We start from the raw sequence: 19,396 nt of genomic DNA on the forward strand, positions 1-19,396 counted from the left end.
CTAATTATTTTGTTCCCGTGATTGGAGTTATTCTCGGTACGATTTTATTAGGAGACCAGATCGATACAAAGACGTGGTTTGCTTTAATGGTCATATTGGTTTCCCTGCTTATGGGGAGTGCAGCGTCTAAAAGTTATTTTGGCTAGTTCGATTAAAGGAATTGATTATAAGTAAGGCGTATGGTAAAGTTACAATAATCAATAATGAAAAGGGTGACCCAAAAGCCAATGATCTACTAATCCTATCTCTTAAGAAAAATTCGTTATACACGATGCTTTCAGGATAGGATTAGCATGGGCTTTTTTGGGTGTACAAAGAAGAAGAAACGACTCTTCCTTAGTAAAGGATGAGTACGTCTTTTTTGTCCGTATGCCTGCCTCCTATCCGAACATCGGAATAGGAGGTTTTTTGCGTTTCCCTTCTTTAGCACGAAATTGACGATAAAAATAAACTTTGTAAAAGGATGATGCCCTATGATAGGTCCAAATCCAAAGGAAAAGTATCCGGTACCTGGAAATACAAATGTCCAGTTCATTCGAAACACCATTACCAAGCCTAACATCATCGTCGGAGATTACTCCTACTATGATGCCATGAACGGCGAGTCGTTCGAGGATCAAGTCTTGTACCATTATGAGGTCATCGGGACAAAATTGATCATCGGCAAGTTTTGCTCCATTGCTCCCGAGGTCAGATTTATGATGGATGGCGGTAACCACAGAATGGACGGATCAACTTTTCCATTCAATATTTTCGGAAACGGGTGGGAAAAACATACGCCATCTTTGGAGCAATTGCCGATTAAAGGAGATACGGTCGTTGGCAACGATGTCTGGATTGGCAGACGCGCAACCATCATGCCGGGCGTGCGTATCGGCGACGGGGCCATTATTGCGGCTGAAGCCGTAGTCGTCAAGGATGTTGAACCTTACACCATAGTCGGTGGAAATCCTGCTAGGGAAATACGAAAGCGTTTCTCGCCCGAGGTCATTCAAGAACTATTGGACATAAAATGGTGGGATTCCGATATCGAACTCATCAGCCAGTATATTGACGCAATCGTAAGCGGGGATATGGACACGCTGAGAAAAATGAAACAGCATCCTTGATGCTTTATGGGGAGGTCAATTGTATGAGGTTTATGATACATGAATATGCAGTCAATGGACAAGATGCAGGGCCATACGGAATAACCGCCGGAAAAGACGGGGCCATGTGGTTTACGGAACAGAAAGGGAATCGAATCGGACGAATCCATGCCGAAGGTGAAATACTTTCAGTTCCCATTCCGACAGCGAATGCAGGAGTGATGTCAATCGTTTCGGACCGGGCCGGCGACTTATGGTTTACAGAATATCGTGCAAACAAGATCGGGAGAATGACGCTGAACGGTCATTTTGAAGAGTATGAACTTCCTGCCGCGGATTCCGCGCCTTTCGGCATAACGGAAGGTCCTGATGGCGCCATGTGGTTTACGGAGATGAATAACGGCAAAATCGGAAAGATAACAAAATCAGGGGAAATCACGGAGTATGAATTGCCTCATCCCAAAGCTTTTCCCTCTTTTATTACTCTGGGTCCGGACGGGGCATTATGGTTTACACAGAATCAGAACAACACCATCGGGAGAATCACCACCAGAGGCGAGATGATGGAATATTCGATTCCAACCCCTAACTCCGGGCCCGTCGGCATTACGACTGGACCTGACGAAGCATTATGGTTTGTGCAAATCATGGGCAATAAAATCGGTAGAATGACGTCCCTGGGCGAGGTGAGCGAATTTGTTATACCGACACCGAATTCCCGGCCTCATGCGATCGTTTCCGGGAAGAACGGGGATCTATGGTTCACGGAATGGGGCGGTAACCAAATCGGCCGAATTACAATGGAAGGGGTTATTACGGAATACGAGATACCTGCAAAAAATGCAGAGCCTCATGGTATCGCAATTGGTCCCGATGGCGATATTTGGTTTGCTGAAGAGTGTAATCAAATTGGACGTCTGACACTGAAAGAGTTTGGAGATGAGGCTAAATGAAAATAATCATTTTCGGAGTAAGCGGGACCATCGGAAAAGCATTAACTAAAACTCTTACAGCCAATCATCATGAAGTTTATGGAACTTATCATCTGAATAAACCGTCTTTTTTAGCTTCGGATCGCACGATTCAGCTTCCGATTGACGAACTTGATCGACTGGACAAGGTTTTAATGCAAGTCAATCCGGATTTCGTTGTGATGGCTTTGCGCGGAGATTTTGCAAAGCAGCTTAAGCTTCATCTTAGAACTGCTGAATTCTTAAGAAATACAGGTGGCCGAATGATTTTTTGTTCCACCTCGAATGTGTTTGATGCAAGTACCGATTCGCCGCATTTCGAAAAGGATCCTCCCTTTGCTGCCAGCGATTATGGCAAATTTAAAGCGGAATGCGAAAGGGTATTGGCTGAAATGCTTCAAGATAAACTTATCATCGTTAGGATTCCAACCCTTTTCGGTCATGACACACCTCGAACGAACGAATTGAGACAACAGCTTCGAAACGGAGAAACAATAAAGATCTATACCAATTTGTACTCTACTAGGAACACCGATCAGTTATTATCGAGGCAGCTTACCTATTTGATCGAACAAGGGCTAACGGGCATTTTTCACCTTGGGACTAGCGATATCATGAATCACTCAGAATTTTTGAAAAAATTGTTGGCACGTTGGGGCTATACGGATGTTGTATTCGAAGAATTAATGCAGGAGACTTTTTCCTCAGTCATTCCCGAAAAATATTACAATTCTCTTTTAACCAATAGACCTTTGCCGAAAGAACTTCAAATAACCCATGAGCAGTTGATCGAATATTTATCGTAGTCCCTTGTAAGCCTACCCTCCAGCCACCTGGAGGGTTTTCTGCTTTTAGAACTCCTTTTACAAATCATTTAAAAGATCATGAGCTCCCGTTAACAATTCTATCGATCGAATTTTACAAACGTCTTCTATTCTTAAAATAGAAATTGCAAAGCAGGGAGGCTGAAAATTTAAGCATATGTTGTTTCGGTCAAAATTGGTATCGATACCAGAGTGCAGCTGTGGAGGTAGGCGCTTTTTATTTTTTGAAAATTGGTATCGATACCAATTTCATAAGGAGGTGAAAATTCCATGAGTTGGTACTTCAAAAGCTTGGGAAAAAGAAAGATCGTTGAGTTTGTCATTTTCGCCTTGTTCATCTTCTTTTTTCTGGGACCGCTAATCAATTTGGCGCTGCTTGCCTTTTCGGGGAAGTGGCAGTATCCGGCGGCGCTGCCGCAAAGCTGGTCTCTGACCTGGTGGAAATTCGTATTATCCCAGCCTGAAATTTTAAAGTCGATCGGCTTGTCTTTTCTCATTGCTTCCGTCGTAACGGCGCTGTCGATTGTCATCTGCGTCCCCGCGGCTTATGCTTTTGCGCGTATTCAATTTCCGTTCAGCCGTTGGTTTCTGTTCTCGTTCCTGCTGACCAATGCGTTTCCGAAAATGGGCTTATATGTCGCTATCGCGGTGCTGTTTTTCAAGGTCGGCTTGATGAATACCTTTGCGGGCGTTGTTCTCATTCATGTGATTAATACCTTGATGTATATGACATGGATCCCGGCCGCTTCCTTCAAGAGCGTGCATCAGGCACAGGAAGAAGCCGCAAGAGACGCCGGAGCGGGGCCGTTCCGCGTGTTCTGGAATATTACGCTTCCGATGGCGCTGCCGGGCATTATTGTGGCTTCGATCTTTACGTTCCTGTCCTCTTTGGACGAAGCGCAAGGAACGTTTATGGTAGGGATGCCCGACTTCAAAACGATGCCGTTGATCATGTACGGAGCGGTACAAGACTATCCGGCAACGGCCGGCGCCGTATTTTCCATTATCTTGACGCTGCCTACCATTATTTTGCTGATGGTATCACGGCGCTTTGTCAGCGCGGATGTGATGTCCAGCGGCTTCACCATGAAATAGCAAGGAGGCAGGACCATGACTGCTCCAGTCCAATTATCAATTCTAAATTTATCCAAACGTTACAAAACAGGCGAAGGCGTGACCGGGATATCGTTCGATATCCATCATGGAGAGCTTGTTACTTTGCTGGGCCCGTCCGGCTGCGGCAAAACGACGGTACTCCGTTCGGTTGGCGGATTCCTGGAACCGGACTCGGGCGATATCCTGATTGCGGGCAAGAGCGTGCTGCATCTGCCCCCGGAGAAGCGTCCGACCGCGATGGTTTTTCAAAGTTATAATCTATGGCCGCATATGAATGTGTTCGAGAATCTGGCCTTTGGCCTGAAAATCCGCAAAATGAAAAAGGACCAAATTCAAGAAGCGGTGGACCGGGCACTCAAGCTCGTTCGGCTGCCTGGCGCGGAGAAAAAACGACCGACCGAGCTGTCGGGCGGACAGCAGCAGCGTGTGGCCGTGGCGAGAGCTCTGCTGCTGGAACCGGAGGTTCTGCTGCTGGACGAGCCTTTCTCGGCACTGGACGCCAAATTGCGCGCAGAGCTCCGGGAGGAGCTCCGGGAAATCCAATCGTCGACGAAGCTGACGATGATGTTCGTCACGCATGATCAGGAAGAGGCGCTGTCGCTGTCCGACCGGATCATCGTCATGAACCGCGGTCATATCGAGCAGTCCGATTCGCCGCAAGTCATCTATGACGCTCCGCAGACGCTGTTCGTCGCTAATTTTATCGGACGCATGAACATGCTGGAGGGGGTGGCGCATAACGGAAGCATCACGCTGCAAAACCTGGAGCTTCCCGATTCCAGGCATCTGCACGGAGATGTCGTGGTCGCGATTCGGCCGGAGGACGTCCGATGGAAGGATACGTCGTTCCCCGGTCTGGCGGCCACCGTGAAACAAGTGATGGTGCTTGGGCATTACGCTGAAATCACTTTGCTTACCGAAGCGGGCGTCCTTCGCATGTTCCTGCCCCGGGAAGAAGCCGTTGAACTGTCCGGCGGACAATCGGTCTCGCTTACGTTTGCCAAGCACGCTGCTTATCCTAAAATTTCGGCATAGCTGCCGGCCCAACTTCAAGGAGGATGTCAACCATGAGTATCCATTTCGGCGGTTTCAAGCAAAAAGGTAAAAGTTTCGTTCTTGCTTCTCTCTCGGCGTTTACACTTCTAGCGGGTTGTTCGGCGGGATCGGGAGGCGGGGCTAACTCTGCGGCTCCTGCCAAGAATGAAACGGCTGCAGCGGCAAACGGCGGTACGACGGAAATTGCGTTCTATTTCAGCGGATCGCAAAACGTGCAGGAACTATGGAAGCATCTGAAAGACATGTATGAGAAAAAACAGGACAAGGTGAAGGTCAAGCTCGTCTATATTCCGTCCGGACAAGGCGAACAGGCGACCATGAACCGGATTGTAGCCGCCAAGAAAGCGGGGAACAACACGATCGACGTGGATCTGTACGAAGCCAATGGTGGGTCTGATTTGGCCGCCGACAAAAAGGATAACGTCTTCGAGCAGCTCGACGAGAAAAAAATCCCGAATCTCAACTTGATGAATCCGGCGAATATGAAGGATGCGGGCTACAAAGTGGTGCCTTACCGGTCTTCCTCGGTCCTTCTTGCTTATAACAGCGCGAAAGTGCCGACGCCGCCGAAAACGCTCGATGAGCTGTACGACTGGATTCGCAACCATCCGGGCCGATTCGCCTACAATGATCCGGCTACCGGCGGTTCTGGCGCTTCGTTCGTGATTACCGCCTTGTACAAGTCTCTGCCGGAAGAGGCGATTCATAATGAAGATAAAGGCATTGAACAGGAATGGGGCCCGGGCTTCGAGCTGCTCAAATCGTTATCCAAAGACATGTACCAGCAGGGCGTATATCCGAAGAAAAACCAAGGGACGCTCGACTTGCTCGCCAATGGAGAGGTGGACATGATTCCGGCTTGGTCCGATATGGCGCTGGAGCAAATCAACAAAAAGCTGCTGCCCGAAACGACGAAGCTCGCACAGATCGAGCCGGCATTTACCGGCGGACCGGGAAGACTGGCCGTACCGAGCATGTCCCAGCATAAAGAAGCGGCCTACGACTTCGTCAATTTTGTGCTGAGTCCGGAAGCGCAGGCCGAGGTTGTCAATAAAATCTACGGCTTCCCCGGTATCGAATGGTCGCATATGCCTGCCGATCTGAAGAAAAAGTTCGAAGGCGTGTCCGTCAACTACCGCTCCTTTAATCTTGGGGATCTGGAAGCCGACGCGATGAAACGCTGGCAGAAGGAAGTCGCCGGTCAATGAGCACCCAGTCGCTGGTCACCGGCAAATCGTTAAGACCAGCCTTGTTCGGACGCGGAGCGGGACGTTCCGCGCTCGGACTGGTCATGGTGCTGCCATCCTTTTTGCTGCTGCTCTTGATGATTGTGGTGCCGATCTTCACGTCCGTTCAGGAAAGCGTGAGCGGACGCGACGGCCGGTTTACGTTGGAGCATTACCGCTTTCTGTTTACCGATCCCGCGATGCTGGCGAACATCAAATATACGCTTTATTTGACGCTGGTTTCGTCGGTGCTGGTGCTGCTTATTGCTTATGTGCTTGCCGTGTTTTTAAGGTTTAGCACAGGCGTTCTGGCGAAGTGGATTGAACGTCTCTACTATATTCCGATGTTCATTCCATCGGTAATCGCCACATACGGAATTATGAATATGTACGGCAATCACGGCTGGCTAGCCCGTATCCTGCTGCTGTTCACCAATGAGCCGATGATGAAGGTGCTTTTCGATTTCAAAGGACTGCTGCTCGCTAATTTATGGTTCCATATTCCGTTTGCCACCATGCTGCTCAGCTCCGCGCTGTCGGGTATTCCGAACGCCGTGATTGAAAGCGCGAAGGACGTGGGAGCGGGGAAAATCCAAGTTTTCACCCGCATTATCGTTCCTTTGTCGTTCAAATCGCTGCTGGTAGCTGCCACGTTCGTCGTGATGGGCATCGTCGGAAGCTTCACGGCTCCGTTTCTGATCGGCCCGAATGCACCGCAAGTGCTCGGAGTGGCGATGCAGCCGCAGTTTTCGGTCTATTTTGAAACCGGCATTTCCAGCGCGTGCGCCGTATTTATGTTTGTTCTCTGCTCCCTCGTCGGCTATTTTTATATTCGCAGCATGATGAACGAAGAAAAGTAAGGGGATGTTGTATGAAGGATCTGCTGATCGTCGAAGGGAAGCTGACTCCGCTCAGTTCGAAAACGCATATTACCTATCAATTTTATATGCCTGAGCCTGCGGAATGTCTGGTCATTGACTTTAGCTACAGCCCTAAAAAATTGGACGACCCACGCGCCTCCCGCGAGCTGATTGAAGACGCGATCGACCGGTATGTGAACCCGTCTTTACAACCCGTCTACAAGGAGCAATGGGAAAAGTTCGTTCCGCTGCAAAATCTGCTTACGCTATCGATCGACGACCCGGACGGATTCCGGGGATCGGCGCACCGCCATCCGAACGAGCAGCATCATGTATTGTCACCGAAGGAAAGCTCTCCGGGCTTTATTGCGGGCCCGATTCGAGAGGGGATCTGGCGGGTTACCATAAGCGTTCATTGCGTCGTGACCGAAGCGTGTCGTTATACATTAAGTATCCGGGGAGGAGCATCGGCGCATGAACTGGCTTCCGTTTGAACTGCATACCCACACGCCTCACAGCGACGGCATCCATACGCTGCACGACATGTGCAGGAAAGCGGCAGAACTTGGTCTCCGCGGCATCGCCTTGACGGATCACAACACCACATCGGGGCTGGCCGACGCGGCCCGGGTGACGGATGAGACCGGAATATGCATCGTTCCGGGAATGGAATGGACGACTTTCTACGGACACATGCTGACGCTCGGCGTCCCGTATTGCGAATGGCGCGATCTGGGCCCGAAAGATATTTTGAAGGGCATTGACCGGGTTCACCGGCAAGGGGGCGTGGTCGGCATCGCGCATCCGTTCAGTATGGGTAGCCCGATTTGTACGGGGTGCTATTGGGAGTATGACATCCAGGACTGGCATCAAATCGACTATATGGAAGTATGGCACGAAACGCTGCCTCCGCTGCGCAACCATAACGCCCCGGCTTTCGAGCAATGGACGAGTTTGTTAAATCAGGGAGTACGCATCGCCGCTACAGCCGGCAGGGACTGGCACAATTCCTCCGAGAATAGCGATCCTCCGGCTTTTACGTATCTGGGCATCGCCGGAGATGATCGCGCTGTCACGACTGAAGCCGTAGTGGAGGCGATCCGTTCGGGGCGCATTTGCGTGAGCATGGGGCCGCTCGTTACGCTGGAACTAAGGGCAGGCGGACAGGCGTATGGCATTGGTGATGTCGTTCCACAAGCACCGGGAGAATCCTCCGAGCTTTCGGTTCAAGTGCATGCCCCGTTTCGGACAAGCGGACATAATTTGCTGCAGGGACCAAGCTATACGTTGATTGTCGAATCCAACTTGGGAGAGCTTTGCCGTGGCACCGTAACGGAGAGCGAACCGGCGTTCTTCCGAACCATTTCTATCGAAGGGTTGACTTGGCTGCGGGTTCGCCTGCACGGCTTGCTGGGCATGGCGTTAGCGGACGTTGCTTTTACGAATCCGCTCTATTTTGAAGCCCGGTAATGGTGTCAAAGCGACAACACAAAACAACGCAGGAGGCGTCTATTGCATGGCTATGCCCCTAATTATCGCGCATACCGGCTGCGAAGGTACGCCGGACAATACCTTGGAGTCGGCTATCGCCGGACGGAACGCAGGCGCGGAGGTGTTGGAAGTTGATGTCAGAGCGACCAAGGATGGCGTGTGCGTGCTTTATCATGACGATAATCCTTGGATCTCCGAGCTTACTTATGCCGAATTGAAGGCAAGGAATCCCTTCATGCTTCCGGCAGGACAGGAACTGGAACGATTGGAGACAGTGCTGCAGGCGTTCAAGGGGCAGCCGGTCTCGTTTAATTTGGATATCAAGACCGATGCCGCAGCGCTTCCGGTCATCGAGCTGCTGAACACATTGAAGATGTGGGACCAGATTTACTTTACGGGCGAAACAAAAACGATTACAAATCTTCCCTATCGTGATAGAGTAATGTGGAATACGCCGGAAGCGCTAAAAGAGATGGACGGCGTCGCTTATAAAGCCGCTGTACATAACCTGTGCAGCATGGCCAAGCAAAAAGGATTCACCGGAATCAACGTGGACTATCCTTCGTGCCGTGAAGTTCTGGTGCAGTGCGCCCACGAACACGGACTGCTTGTCTGGGTGTATACCTTGCCCGATAGCCGGATGTTTCCGGCTTATGCCGGGATGAAGCTGGACGCGGTCTCCACGCTGGACGTAAGGGCGACTGCGGCTTTGCGGGAGCAGATGCGAGCGGCGCTCTGAATTATTGTTCTGAAATGAGGACAGCAACGTATGGGTGTGAAAATCAAGGATGTGGCACGTGTGGCGGGCGTTTCGGTCACAAGCGTGTCCAGAGTTTTGAACAAAGGCGAGCACGTCAGCGAAAAGCTGGAAAAGAAAGTGCGTCAAGCGATCGAGCAGCTTAATTATTCGCCCAGCTTGATTGCCAAGAGTCTGAAACGGAATAAAACCAATCTGATCGGAGTCATTATCCCCGATATTACGTCCAATTTCCAGGCGACGATCCTGAGCAACATCGAGGAGACCTTGGGGCGCAGAGGCTATAACCTGCTTGTTTCCAACATTGTCGAAGATACGGATAAGGTCGTCAAATATTTGAATGTGTTTCAGGAGATGCGTGTGGACGGTATTGTGCTCATGCATGAAAAGCTGAACGATCATATCCGGCTTTTTTTGCAAAAAAATCAAATTCCGCTGGTGGTCCATGCCGAATTGGGGATGAATCTGCCGACGGTGATGATTGACGATTTCAAGGCCGCTTACGACGCCACAGCGTATCTCATCCGCAAGGGTCATCGGCGTATCGCGATGATTGCAGGGGACATGCGGGACTTATGCGCCGGAAGAAAGCGTTATGAAGGCTACCTCGCCGCTTGCAAGGACTACGGCATTCCAGTAGACGAATCGATCATCCGATTCGGCGATTACAAGCTGGCCAGCGGCTACCGGTTAATGAGCGAGCTTCTGGCCGAAGCGGGCGGTTCGTTTACGTCCGTCTTTGCCGCGAGCGACGATATGGCCGTTGGCGCCATCAACTGTATTGTAGATCATCAATTGCGCGTGCCCGATGACATTTCCGTGATAGGCTTCGACGGCAACCAAATGTCCGATGTGATCCGGCCGAGGCTCACGACCATCCAACAGCCGATGGACAAAATAGGACAAGCGACCGTTGAACTGCTTATGGAGCTTATCGAGCAAAACGATCACGTACAGCGTTCGCACCCGGCAAGGATGATCGTGCTGGAGCACGAGCTGGTGGAGAAAGCCAGCTGCCGCGACATTCATGAACGAGGTGGCTTCTTGAAGAGCTAGAAGGCGGATACTATGGAAAAACAGCAAGATAAACAGTTCACCTTATTTCGGTTAATGGGTCCCATTTTTATAGAGCAGTTGCTTCAAACCCTTATATTGAATATAGACACCCTGATGCTCAGCAACTATTCGGATCAAGCGGTAGCCGCCGTGGGCGTGGCCGCTCAAGTGTTAACCGTGGCCCAATTGATGTTCGGGTTTGTTACCGTAGGGCTCAGCGTGCTGATTTCCCAATTGCTCGGCGCGGGCAAAGAACGGGAAGCCGGCAGAATGGCTTCGATTGCGATGGGGATGAACCTTGTGCTAGGTCTCGTCGTCAGTCTGGCTTTGTTTATTCTAGCCAAGCCGTTACTGGGCTTGATGAAGCTGCCACCGGAGCTGATGGAGGACGGATATACGTTTTTGTCGACGGTGGGGATGCTTTCCTTCACCGTAGCGATCATTAGTACGGCAGACGCGGTTTTGCGGATGCACGGTTTTCTGAAGCCGATGCTTCTGCTGTCTTTCACCGTCATTATAATCAATATTGCCGGGAATTTTTTGTTCTTATATGGTCCTTTCGGTATTCCGGTTTTGGGTGTGGAGGGGGTCGCTCTTGCGACCAATGCCAGCCGGGTAATCGGGGTTGGCCTTGCATTATTTCTGCTGATCCGCTATTTGCCTTATCCTCTTTCCTGGAAGGACATATTTCGGCTGCCGGTCAACGAAGTCAAGGAAATGACCAGAATTGGCATTCCATCGGCAGGGGAAAACATTTCTTATAACGCTTCGCAAATTTTTATTACGTATTTTGTTACGATGCTGGGCACTTCGGCACTGACGACTAAAATATATACCCAGAACATAACCACATTCGTCTTTTTGGTTTCCATCTCGATCGGACAAGCGACGTCGATGATGATCGGCCGGTTGATTGGAGCGGGTCAACATGATACCGCTTATCGGATGTGCTATCGGAATTTGCGAATCGGATGGGCGATTAATTTCGGCATAGGCTGCTTGCTCGTCATTTGTTCCCGCCCGCTGCTCGGCCTGTTTACGAATGATCCGGAAGTGATCCGTCTCGGGCAAACCCTGATGCTGCTGTCGCTGCTGCTTGAAGCGGGGCGCGCATGCAATGTGATTGTCATCGGAGCGCTGAATGCTGCTGGCGATGTTAAATTTCCGGTGGTCATGGGCCTTATTTCGATGTGGGGGCTTAGCATTCCGTTGGCTTATCTTTTTGGGATCGTATGGGAGCTTGGCATCCCGGGGATATGGCTTGCTTTTATTGTCGACGAGTTTCTGCGCGGCGCGAGCATGCTGCTGCGCTGGCGTTCCCGAAAATGGCAGCACATCCGGTTCGCGATGGTAAGCGGATCGGCAAAGATGTAATGGAACTGTGGACTTAACACATCAAGCTTAGCCGTATTTATTCCCTTGGAGGGAGCGGCTAAGCTTTTTTATCGTTCGCGTTAAGCGTTCGTGTCCAGCTTGCGCTTCGTGCGGATAAACGCAATGCATTGCTTGACTTCTTCCTCGTTGAGCGGTGCTCCGTCCAGAATCAACTCCACATCGAATCGCGTGCGCGCCTCGGTCAATTTCAGCTTATCGTGCAGTTCTACCTTCCACGCTTTCGGGTAAAACGACGGATTATCGATCCGGCCGAGCAAGTAGTCCACAGACGTTTCCAGCAGCTCGGCCAGCTTCTTTAACGTTTCAAGCGGCGGTTCCCGATACCCCGATTCGTAGCCTGCGTAGGTGCTTTTTGCAATGCCGAGCCGATCGGCTGTATATTGTAACGACCATTTTTTGCTTTTTCTTAGTCGCGATACTCGTGTCAGCATGGAAAATACCTCCTCATACCCATTCATTATAACATGTTCTGTTCGCGTAACGCATAATAATATTGTTGTTTTTCGTAAATCTATTCACTATAATGAGAATATGGTCGCGTTACGCGTACTTTTTCGGATGGATTGTACCCAGGGCGGTATAGTCCGATCAGATGAAAGGGTGCTTGGATAGATATGAAAAAAATACTGCTGCTATCGACCGGCGGAACCATTGCTTCCGTCCCGGGCGAAAACGGGCTGGCTCCCAAAATGAGTGCGGATGAGCTTCTGCATTATTTGCCGGAGCAGAATCGGTCCTATCAGGTGGAGACCAAAATTATCATGACGATCGACAGCACGAACATGCAGCCCGAATATTGGATCACGATTGCCAAGGCCGTCTATGAGCATTACGATCAGTACGACGGTTTTGTCATTACCCATGGGACCGATACGATGGCGTATACTTCCGCTGCGCTGTCGTACATGCTGCAGAACCTGGCGAAGCCAGTCGTCATCACCGGCTCCCAAGTGCCGATCGTGTACAAAAGAACCGATGCGAAAAAAAATATTATCGATTCGATCCGTTTTGCCTGCGAGCCTGTGGGCGGGGTCTATGTTGTGTTTGACGGCCGCGTCATCATCGGTACAAGAGCGGTGAAGATGAGGACAAAAAGCTACGACGCGTTTGAAAGCATTAATCATCCTTATATCGCTTATATCGAGGAAAACATTACGTATCATCATCCAGTCCGGACGGTGCGGAGCAAGGAGCCGCGCCTGGATTGCTCGCTTTGTCCCGACGTCTTTTTATTAAAGCTGCTTCCGGGTACGAAACCGGAGCTCTTTGATTGCTTGAAGGGATTGTACAAAGGCGTCGTGATCGAAACGTTCGGGAGCGGAGGATTACCGTTCCAGGAAAGAAATCTGATTCCGAAAATCAACGAGCTGATTGAGGCGGGGATCGCGGTAGCTCTCACGACGCAATGTCTGGAAGAAGGGGGAGACCTGGGCCTGTATGAAGTCGGGCGGAAGGTGAATCAAGACCTGATTATTAATTCCAGAGATATGAATACGGAAGCGATTGTTCCTAAATTCATGTGGGCGCTGGGGAAAACAACCGATATCACCGAGGTTAAGAAAATCATGGAAACGGTGATTGCCGGCGATACGACGCTTTAACTCAAATCGAGCTGCGATAACATAAAAGTCTGCCATCTTCGTGTAGGAGATTGGTAGGCTTTTATCGTTTTTAACGTTGAATACACGTAAAGGGCAGTCCTCCATGAATAGAGAACTGCCACGAAAGGATACTGCCCTGTTCGACCGCTTTACTTCGACAGCACAGCCTTCGACGAGGCAGTTCTGCCCAGCGAAAACGACAGCCATGCGAAGAATAGCCCAAGCAGCACCGTCGCTCCGCCGACCCAACCGAGAGGGACGGCCGTATAACGGTCCACGATCAGTCCGCCTACGCCTGCTCCGACAGCCAGCCCGAGCTGAAAGACGGAAGTATTGACGCTAAGGGCAATTTCTGACGAGTGCGGCGACAAGGTGATCAAGTAATACTGCTGGGCAGGTACCGTCGTCTGCACGGCGCCGATCCACACCATGGTCGCCAGCATCGCACCGATAACAAGCTGGGCTGCGAAGGGAAAAGCGATCAGAATCGCGGCATGCAGAAGCAGGCTCACGTACAGCGTGGGCCGAATTCCCCATTTATCGGTAGCGAATCCCCCTATGCGCGATCCTGCGGCACTGGCGAGTCCTGCCAGCAACAACGTCGTGCTGACAAGCGCCGTGGACATCCCCGCAGCGGATTGCAGGAGAGGCGTAATGTACGTATAGACGGTTGAGTATCCCGTCACGAACAGGAACGAGATCAGCAGCGCCGTAACGACCCGACTGTTCTTGAGAGCGGCCAATTGGGTCCGCAGCGGGACAGTTTCTTGCTTCGGCAGCTTCGGAAGGTACGCCATAATAGCCCAAGCCGCAAGAATGCTGAATCCTGCAATGATCAGAAATACCGAACGCCATCCCCACATATCCCCAGCCATAGTGCCTGCGGGTACCCCCAGAACGAGCGAGACGCTAAACCCCATGAGAATCGTTCCGATCGCGCTTCCCTTTTTCTCGGGCAGAGCCAGATTGGCCGCGGCGGCGAGCGCCACCACCGTATAGACGCCTCCGCTTAGCCCGAGCAGGATCCGAGAGGCCAATAATACGGCAAAGCCTGTGCTGAAAAAAGCAAGCAGATTGCCGGCAATAAAGAGGAAAAGAGCAGCCGCGAGCAGCTTCTTTCGCTCCATGCGGGCGGTGAACGCGATCAACAGCGGCGAGCCGAAGGCAAACGCAAGAGAGAAGCCTGTGACCAACTGCCCGGCGAGGGAGAGAGGCACCTGCGTATCCTTGGCGATCATGCCGATGATGCCGGTGACAATCGACTCCGACGTCCCCACCATGAATTCCCCTAAGGCAAGCAAATAAATTCCGAAATAGCGAGACAAATGCTTCACTCCATTCATGAAAAATACTGGTTTGTTGTTTTGCCGATTCCCGCGCGGGTGCGACAAGCGATTGCTAATGACATTTTACGAAAATGATTTTATAATTTACATACATGAATCGAGGTATTTGGGCCTCACAAATTTAAGGATTGAAGTTAATTCGCGATGTTCACTTATAGATTTGAAAGGGTGGTTGTATGGATCAAGTGGACTACAAAATTTTAAGCCTGCTGCACGAAAATTCCCGCATTCCGATGGCGGAGCTGGGGAGGATCATCGGGATGACGCAGCCGGCCGTAAAGGAGAGGGTAAGGAAGCTGGAGGAGCAGGGCGTGATTACGGGATACCGCGCGGCGATCTCCATGCCGAAGCTGGGCAAGAACACGACGGCCTTTGTCATGTTCCGGACGAAGAAATGCGCCGCTTTTGTCGAATTTTGCAGGCAGTCGCCCGAGGTCACGGACATGTACCGGATTAGCGGGGAGTACAACTACATGCTGAAGGTCGTTACCGCAACGACAGAGGAGCTGGTGGATTTTTCGGAAAGATGCGGAGACTTCGGCTACTCCTATACCTTGATGATGCTCACGGCACCGTTCGAGCAAAAGATGATGATCGGTGAACCGCCAATCGCCGAATCGGCGGAGCCTTTGTCGAACTAACGGCATCGAAAGAGCGCTTCATCAACTAAACGAAAAAGCTTAGCCGTTTTCCCCTTTAAAGGCGAATCGGCTAAGCTTTTTGTTCTCTTATATCACTACGCAAGCGGGTTCCCGCTGTGGGCCGCCCGTACGTACACGCGCTGACGGTGCTTTTCGACCTCGACAGGAGCCTCGAAAAAATCCGTCAAAATGTCCGCCTCCAATATGCGTTCGGTGGCTCCGCTGGTGACCACCTCGCCTCTGCGCAGCAGCAGCGTATGGCTGAAGGCGGGAACGATTTCCTCCGTATGGTGGGTGACGTAAATCAGCGTCGGCGACTGCTCTTGGCAGCTTAGCTCCTGGATGCTATCCAGCAGCTTCTCGCGCGAGAACAGATCCAGCCCGTTGCAGGGCTCGTCCAGAATAAGCAGGTGCGGGTCCGCCATCAGCGCCCGGGCGATCAGCACCTTCTGCTTCTCTCCCTGCGAGCAGGTTCGGAATTCCCTGTCCCACAGATGCGTGCAGCCCAGCGTGCGCATCAGCGCTTGCGCCCGGTCCAGATCTTCATCGGACAGCCGCTCGTATAAGCCGATGGTCGCGTATTTGCCGCTGATGACCACATACTGGGTTTTGTCGGTGGCGTACAGCTTCTCCTGCAGCGAGGAGCTGACCCAGCCGATGGAACGGCGCAGCTCGCGCAAATCGACTTCCCCGAACCGGTGGCCGAGCACGGACACCGATCCTGTCGTCGGCCAGAGATAGCCGTTAATCATGTTCAGCAGCGTCGTTTTTCCCGACCCGTTCAAGCCCAGCAGCGCCCAATGCTCTTTCGGACGCACGGTCCAGCTGACATTGTGCAGCAAATAGTTCTGGCCGTTTTTCCAAGATACATTCTGAATATCAATGACGTGTTCCATAGGCTGACCTCTTTCCTTTGTTCGCAAATGTCTATTTCCTCATCATAAAACAAGGACGAAGCTGTGTCGATGCGAAAAGTGCTCATCCCGAAGAGCAATTTTTGCTACATTTCAATTTTTGTGTGATAGCGGTTACAGACCAGTAATATACATAAAAAGTATGATATTTACACTTCCCTTTGACCGATGTACTATTATGGATATAGGCAGGGAGGAGAATTTATATGGTAACGACCATTCAAAGTATGAGAACGGTAGTGGAGAATGAGTTGCAACTCCACGGGTACACGCCTTCGCAATTCAGCGAACTTGCAGGAATCCGTATTGAGCAGCTGGATTACCCCCGGTCCGTCACCATAGACCAGCTCGACAAGGTAGCATCCGTGTTGGGGCACGGCCCCGGTTGGCTTTACGAATTGTATTTGGGCCAATGTTTCTTGAACGATAAGCTAACCTGTTCGAAGCAATTTTCCTTAGCGGAGAGCCTGTTTGAGCAAGGAAAGAAAAAAGAGGCTATTCCGCTTTACCGCCAAATTGTCGATAAAGGAAACACAGAGGACCCGCAGTATGTCATGAGTCAGTTCCGGTTGTTTCAATCGCTCATCGGAACCGGGGTGGAAGAAAACAGAGAAGCCGTGTTTCGTTTTGAAACCCATTACAAACATCTGCCGGAGGATGTCCGGCTGGACGCTCTTTTGCAGATGGCCAATGTTTATTACACCTTCGAGCGGTGGGACAAAGTCGGACAGTACGCCGATGAACTCAGAGAGCTGGCAACTGCGATCTACGAAAAGCTGATACATAACGAACTGTATAAACCGCTGCAAACGGAACGGCATTTAGTCGTGTACTACGGTCAAGGCTGTCTGATGAAAGGGGTGGCTCTAACCAAACTGGAACAATATGAAGAGGCCAAGCGCTGCGTGCAGGAGTATTCCGATCTTTCATGGTTCCAAGGTCTTGACGAGGTCGGTAAAAAGGAGGTTGAGAAATTCCGGATATGGGGTAAAGGAAACGGGCTCATCCTCGAATTGAATACGGGAAACCTTAAAGTGCTGCCCGAATTATCCGCCTATTTGGAGGAATACCCCAATCAAATCCTTCCCAGTTTATCGGTCGTCATGAGAGCCGCAAACCGATACCATTTTTCCGTTGACGCGGTACTTGCCAAATTCGAAAAGAGAATCCCGACCGTCGGGACGATCTGCGATCACATCAATGGCACGCAGCTGTTTCACTTTTGGTATGAGAAGGTCATTTACAGCTTCAAAAGAGGAGGGAAGCACCAAGCGCTAAATGAATTAATTCACGCGTTGGGTCTGGCCCAAAAATTGCGTTATTATTCGGGGTTTGAGAAATGCGTCTCATTGTTCTGGAAGCATGTTGACCATGCGACGGAACAGCAAAAGAAGGAATACGAGAAAATTTTGGAAGGAGTGTCCGCTTGATGAAAAAAATGATGGTGCTTCTGACTTTGGGGTTCATTTTCTTGAACGGCCTGTCCGTATCGTATCAACCGCCGGCAAACGAGCCGGTAAAAATGCATTACTTCCACGATAACGGTGTAGGAGGCTAACACCCGATCTCAAGGAGTCCCGGCCGGTTCATGGAACAGGTCAGGGGCTCTTTTGGTTTGACCGGATCCGAGCCTGGGAGTACGCTTGGTTCGCCTCCCGACTTCTAGTATAATGGTACGGGTAACCAATCGATAGGACAGGAGACAGGGACATGGAAGCTTTTGACCGAAGTCTGGAAAAATACGCGGAGCTTGTCGTCCGGGTCGGAGCGAACGTTCAGCCCGGACAAGTGCTTCACATCGAATCGCCGCTGGAAGCTGCGCCGTTCACCCGTAAAGTCGTGCAAAAGGCATACGAAGCGGGAGCGAAATACGTGCAGGTTCAATGGGATGACGAGGAAGTGACGAGAAACCGGTTCTTATATGCGCCTGACGAGTCGTTCGACTACTACCCGCAGTGGATGCCGGCGATGATGGAGCAGCTGGCGGAGAACGGCGGGGCATTGATCAACATCAAAGTGCCTGACCCGGAATTGTACAAGGGCATCGATTCGGACAAAGTGACGCGGGCGACCAAAGCGGCGGCTGTGGCGAGGGAGACATTCCAAAGCTACGTGCGCAACAAAAAGTTCAGCTGGTGTCTCGTGAAAGCGCCGACGCGCGCCTGGGCGGCCAAGGTGTTCCCGGAGCTTCCGGAGGAAGAGCGTGTCCGGGTGATGTGGGATACGATCTTCAAAATGAACCGGGTCGACGCGGAAGATCCTGTGGCGGCTTGGAAGGAGCATATCGGCCGGCTGAAGCAGGTCAAGGAGAAGCTCAACGAGAAAAAATACAAGAAGCTGCATTACCGGGCTCCGGGTACCGAATTGTCGGTCGTGCTGCCTGAAGGGCATGTTTGGCACGGCGGCGGGACGACGGACGATCAAGGCGTATACTTCGTAGCCAACATGCCGACGGAGGAAGTGTACACGATGCCGCTGCGGACCGGCGTGAACGGAACAGTGACGAGCACGAAGCCGTTAAACTTGAACGGCCGGCTTGTCGACAAGTTCTCGCTCACGTTCGAAGGCGGCAAAGTGGTCAGCTATACGGCCGAGGTCGGGCTTGAATATTTGGACGCCCTGCTGAAGACGGACGAAGGGGCGAAATATTTAGGGGAAGTGGCGCTCGTGCCGCACGATTCTCCGATTTCAAACCTGAACCGCGTGTTTTACAACACGGGTATTGATGAGAACGCGTCCTGCCACTTCGCGGTCGGCAGCGCCTATCCGTTTACGATTGAGAACGGGACGAAGATGACCAAGGAGGAGCTGCTGGCCAAGGGCGCGAACGTCAGCCTGACGCACGTCGACTTTATGGTAGGCTCGGCGGAGCTGGATATTGACGGCGAGCTGCAGGACGGCACTCGCGAGCCGGTGTTCCGTCAAGGCAACTGGGCTATCGGGTAATCCCCGTCATAAGCAGCGGAAGACGGCCAGGGAGGACGAGCAAGGGGAACGAACGAGTTCCATTGTGCCGGCGTTTCCGCAACCGTTCCTCCGGCGGGCAAACGCAAG

At 51.4% G+C, this 19,396-nt stretch carries 20 protein-coding genes; 17 read left to right on the forward strand and 3 right to left on the reverse strand.

The genetic code is table 11. The annotated features are described in order from the left end of the window. Positions 1–473 precede the first annotated feature (473 nt). From vat(I) to NI000_RS08825, 12 genes are all read left to right on the forward strand, one after another. Entirely contained in the window at positions 474–1,109 is a 636-nt protein-coding gene (gene vat(I), locus NI000_RS08770; protein ID WP_253409644.1) for a streptogramin A O-acetyltransferase Vat(I), read from the forward strand. Between the two features lie 23 nt (positions 1,110–1,132). After that, positions 1,133–2,041: a Vgb family protein gene (locus NI000_RS08775; RefSeq protein WP_253409646.1), complete on the forward strand. Its 909-nt coding sequence runs from the start codon at positions 1,133–1,135 to the stop codon at positions 2,039–2,041. Beyond that, a complete protein-coding gene (locus NI000_RS08780) occupies positions 2,038–2,865 on the forward strand; it encodes a sugar nucleotide-binding protein (protein ID WP_253409648.1) in 828 nt (275 codons plus the stop codon). The genes NI000_RS08775 and NI000_RS08780 overlap by 4 nt, the downstream gene beginning before the upstream one ends. 288 nt (positions 2,866–3,153) lie before the next feature. Further along, positions 3,154–3,978: an ABC transporter permease gene (locus tag NI000_RS08785; protein WP_253409650.1), complete on the forward strand. Its 825-nt coding sequence runs from the start codon at positions 3,154–3,156 to the stop codon at positions 3,976–3,978. A 15-nt stretch (positions 3,979–3,993) separates the two neighbouring features. Beyond that, positions 3,994–5,034 (forward strand): ABC transporter ATP-binding protein, encoded by a 1,041-nt coding sequence (locus tag NI000_RS08790; protein WP_253409652.1) that lies wholly within the window; start codon positions 3,994–3,996, stop codon positions 5,032–5,034. A 32-nt stretch (positions 5,035–5,066) separates the two neighbouring features. After that, positions 5,067–6,263: an extracellular solute-binding protein gene (locus tag NI000_RS08795; protein WP_253409654.1), complete on the forward strand. Its 1,197-nt coding sequence runs from the start codon at positions 5,067–5,069 to the stop codon at positions 6,261–6,263. Next, positions 6,260–7,141: an ABC transporter permease gene (locus tag NI000_RS08800; RefSeq protein WP_253409656.1), complete on the forward strand. Its 882-nt coding sequence runs from the start codon at positions 6,260–6,262 to the stop codon at positions 7,139–7,141. Before NI000_RS08795 ends, NI000_RS08800 begins: the two co-directional genes overlap by 4 nt. A gap of 11 nt (positions 7,142–7,152) precedes the next feature. After that, on the forward strand, positions 7,153–7,635 hold the full coding sequence (locus NI000_RS08805) for a hypothetical protein (protein WP_253409658.1): 483 nt from the start codon (positions 7,153–7,155) through the stop codon (positions 7,633–7,635). Next, positions 7,616–8,611, forward strand: a complete 996-nt coding sequence (locus NI000_RS08810; RefSeq protein WP_253409659.1) for a CehA/McbA family metallohydrolase — start codon at positions 7,616–7,618, stop codon at positions 8,609–8,611. Before NI000_RS08805 ends, NI000_RS08810 begins: the two co-directional genes overlap by 20 nt. Before the next feature lie 46 nt (positions 8,612–8,657). Continuing rightward, positions 8,658–9,371 (forward strand): glycerophosphodiester phosphodiesterase, encoded by a 714-nt coding sequence (locus NI000_RS08815; RefSeq protein WP_253409662.1) that lies wholly within the window; start codon positions 8,658–8,660, stop codon positions 9,369–9,371. A 30-nt stretch (positions 9,372–9,401) separates the two neighbouring features. Beyond that, positions 9,402–10,445 (forward strand): LacI family DNA-binding transcriptional regulator, encoded by a 1,044-nt coding sequence (locus tag NI000_RS08820; protein WP_253409663.1) that lies wholly within the window; start codon positions 9,402–9,404, stop codon positions 10,443–10,445. A gap of 54 nt (positions 10,446–10,499) precedes the next feature. Beyond that, positions 10,500–11,819, forward strand: a complete 1,320-nt coding sequence (locus NI000_RS08825; protein WP_301292427.1) for an MATE family efflux transporter — start codon at positions 10,500–10,502, stop codon at positions 11,817–11,819. 80 nt (positions 11,820–11,899) lie between these two features. Here NI000_RS08825 and NI000_RS08830 read toward each other — a convergent pair whose 3' ends face one another. Beyond that, on the reverse strand, positions 11,900–12,271 hold the full coding sequence (locus tag NI000_RS08830) for a helix-turn-helix domain-containing protein (protein ID WP_253409667.1): 372 nt from the start codon (positions 12,269–12,271) through the stop codon (positions 11,900–11,902). Positions 12,272–12,454: 183 nt separating this feature from the next. Between NI000_RS08830 and NI000_RS08835 the strand changes: the two genes are divergently transcribed. Continuing rightward, positions 12,455–13,441: an asparaginase gene (locus NI000_RS08835; protein ID WP_253409669.1), complete on the forward strand. Its 987-nt coding sequence runs from the start codon at positions 12,455–12,457 to the stop codon at positions 13,439–13,441. Between the two features lie 149 nt (positions 13,442–13,590). Here the strand turns inward: NI000_RS08835 and NI000_RS08840 are convergent, their stop codons facing one another. Next, positions 13,591–14,766 (reverse strand): MFS transporter, encoded by a 1,176-nt coding sequence (locus NI000_RS08840; RefSeq protein ID WP_253409671.1) that lies wholly within the window; start codon positions 14,764–14,766, stop codon positions 13,591–13,593. A gap of 197 nt (positions 14,767–14,963) precedes the next feature. Here NI000_RS08840 and NI000_RS08845 point away from each other — a divergent pair, with 197 nt between their 5' ends. Continuing rightward, positions 14,964–15,428 (forward strand): Lrp/AsnC family transcriptional regulator, encoded by a 465-nt coding sequence (locus tag NI000_RS08845; RefSeq protein ID WP_253409672.1) that lies wholly within the window; start codon positions 14,964–14,966, stop codon positions 15,426–15,428. A 95-nt stretch (positions 15,429–15,523) separates the two neighbouring features. Here the strand turns inward: NI000_RS08845 and NI000_RS08850 are convergent, their stop codons facing one another. After that, positions 15,524–16,324: an ABC transporter ATP-binding protein gene (locus NI000_RS08850; RefSeq protein WP_253409674.1), complete on the reverse strand. Its 801-nt coding sequence runs from the start codon at positions 16,322–16,324 to the stop codon at positions 15,524–15,526. A 224-nt stretch (positions 16,325–16,548) separates the two neighbouring features. Here NI000_RS08850 and NI000_RS08855 point away from each other — a divergent pair, with 224 nt between their 5' ends. The 3 genes from NI000_RS08855 (at position 16,549) to NI000_RS08860 (ending at position 19,288) form a co-directional block, all read left to right on the forward strand. After that, complete coding sequence (locus tag NI000_RS08855; RefSeq protein WP_253409676.1) at positions 16,549–17,772, forward strand: tetratricopeptide repeat protein; 1,224 nt, start codon at positions 16,549–16,551, stop codon at positions 17,770–17,772. Continuing rightward, the gene (locus NI000_RS36720) at positions 17,772–17,900 is read left to right on the forward strand and encodes a hypothetical protein (RefSeq protein WP_258959291.1); all 129 of its coding nucleotides are present in this window, start codon (positions 17,772–17,774) and stop codon (positions 17,898–17,900) included. The genes NI000_RS08855 and NI000_RS36720 overlap by 1 nt, the downstream gene beginning before the upstream one ends. Before the next feature lie 152 nt (positions 17,901–18,052). Next, the gene (locus NI000_RS08860; protein ID WP_253409678.1) at positions 18,053–19,288 is read left to right on the forward strand and encodes an aminopeptidase; all 1,236 of its coding nucleotides are present in this window, start codon (positions 18,053–18,055) and stop codon (positions 19,286–19,288) included. Positions 19,289–19,396 lie beyond the last annotated feature (108 nt).

Source organism: Paenibacillus tyrphae, assembly GCF_024158745.1.
In the GTDB taxonomy this organism is placed as follows: Bacteria; Bacillota; Bacilli; order Paenibacillales; family NBRC-103111; genus Paenibacillus_G; species Paenibacillus_G tyrfis_A.

What these genes read in the sequence shown, in the direction of transcription:
- NI000_RS08850 (WP_253409674.1), bottom strand. Translation starts at nt 16,324, where the DNA reads ATGGAACACGTCATTGATATTCAGAATGTATCTTGGAAAAACGGCCAG.
- NI000_RS08845 (WP_253409672.1), top strand. Translation starts at nt 14,964, where the DNA reads ATGGATCAAGTGGACTACAAAATTTTAAGCCTGCTGCACGAAAATTCC.
- NI000_RS08805 (WP_253409658.1), top strand. Translation starts at nt 7,153, where the DNA reads ATGAAGGATCTGCTGATCGTCGAAGGGAAGCTGACTCCGCTCAGTTCG.
- NI000_RS08860 (WP_253409678.1), top strand. Translation starts at nt 18,053, where the DNA reads ATGGAAGCTTTTGACCGAAGTCTGGAAAAATACGCGGAGCTTGTCGTC.
- NI000_RS08775 (WP_253409646.1), top strand. Translation starts at nt 1,133, where the DNA reads ATGAGGTTTATGATACATGAATATGCAGTCAATGGACAAGATGCAGGG.
- NI000_RS08815 (WP_253409662.1), top strand. Translation starts at nt 8,658, where the DNA reads ATGGCTATGCCCCTAATTATCGCGCATACCGGCTGCGAAGGTACGCCG.
- NI000_RS08790 (WP_253409652.1), top strand. Translation starts at nt 3,994, where the DNA reads ATGACTGCTCCAGTCCAATTATCAATTCTAAATTTATCCAAACGTTAC.
- NI000_RS36720 (WP_258959291.1), top strand. Translation starts at nt 17,772, where the DNA reads ATGAAAAAAATGATGGTGCTTCTGACTTTGGGGTTCATTTTCTTGAAC.
- NI000_RS08855 (WP_253409676.1), top strand. Translation starts at nt 16,549, where the DNA reads ATGGTAACGACCATTCAAAGTATGAGAACGGTAGTGGAGAATGAGTTG.
- NI000_RS08800 (WP_253409656.1), top strand. Translation starts at nt 6,260, where the DNA reads ATGAGCACCCAGTCGCTGGTCACCGGCAAATCGTTAAGACCAGCCTTG.
- NI000_RS08780 (WP_253409648.1), top strand. Translation starts at nt 2,038, where the DNA reads ATGAAAATAATCATTTTCGGAGTAAGCGGGACCATCGGAAAAGCATTA.
- NI000_RS08830 (WP_253409667.1), bottom strand. Translation starts at nt 12,271, where the DNA reads ATGCTGACACGAGTATCGCGACTAAGAAAAAGCAAAAAATGGTCGTTA.
- NI000_RS08795 (WP_253409654.1), top strand. Translation starts at nt 5,067, where the DNA reads ATGAGTATCCATTTCGGCGGTTTCAAGCAAAAAGGTAAAAGTTTCGTT.
- NI000_RS08825 (WP_301292427.1), top strand. Translation starts at nt 10,500, where the DNA reads ATGGGTCCCATTTTTATAGAGCAGTTGCTTCAAACCCTTATATTGAAT.
- NI000_RS08810 (WP_253409659.1), top strand. Translation starts at nt 7,616, where the DNA reads ATGAACTGGCTTCCGTTTGAACTGCATACCCACACGCCTCACAGCGAC.
- NI000_RS08820 (WP_253409663.1), top strand. Translation starts at nt 9,402, where the DNA reads ATGGGTGTGAAAATCAAGGATGTGGCACGTGTGGCGGGCGTTTCGGTC.
- NI000_RS08835 (WP_253409669.1), top strand. Translation starts at nt 12,455, where the DNA reads ATGAAAAAAATACTGCTGCTATCGACCGGCGGAACCATTGCTTCCGTC.
- NI000_RS08785 (WP_253409650.1), top strand. Translation starts at nt 3,154, where the DNA reads ATGAGTTGGTACTTCAAAAGCTTGGGAAAAAGAAAGATCGTTGAGTTT.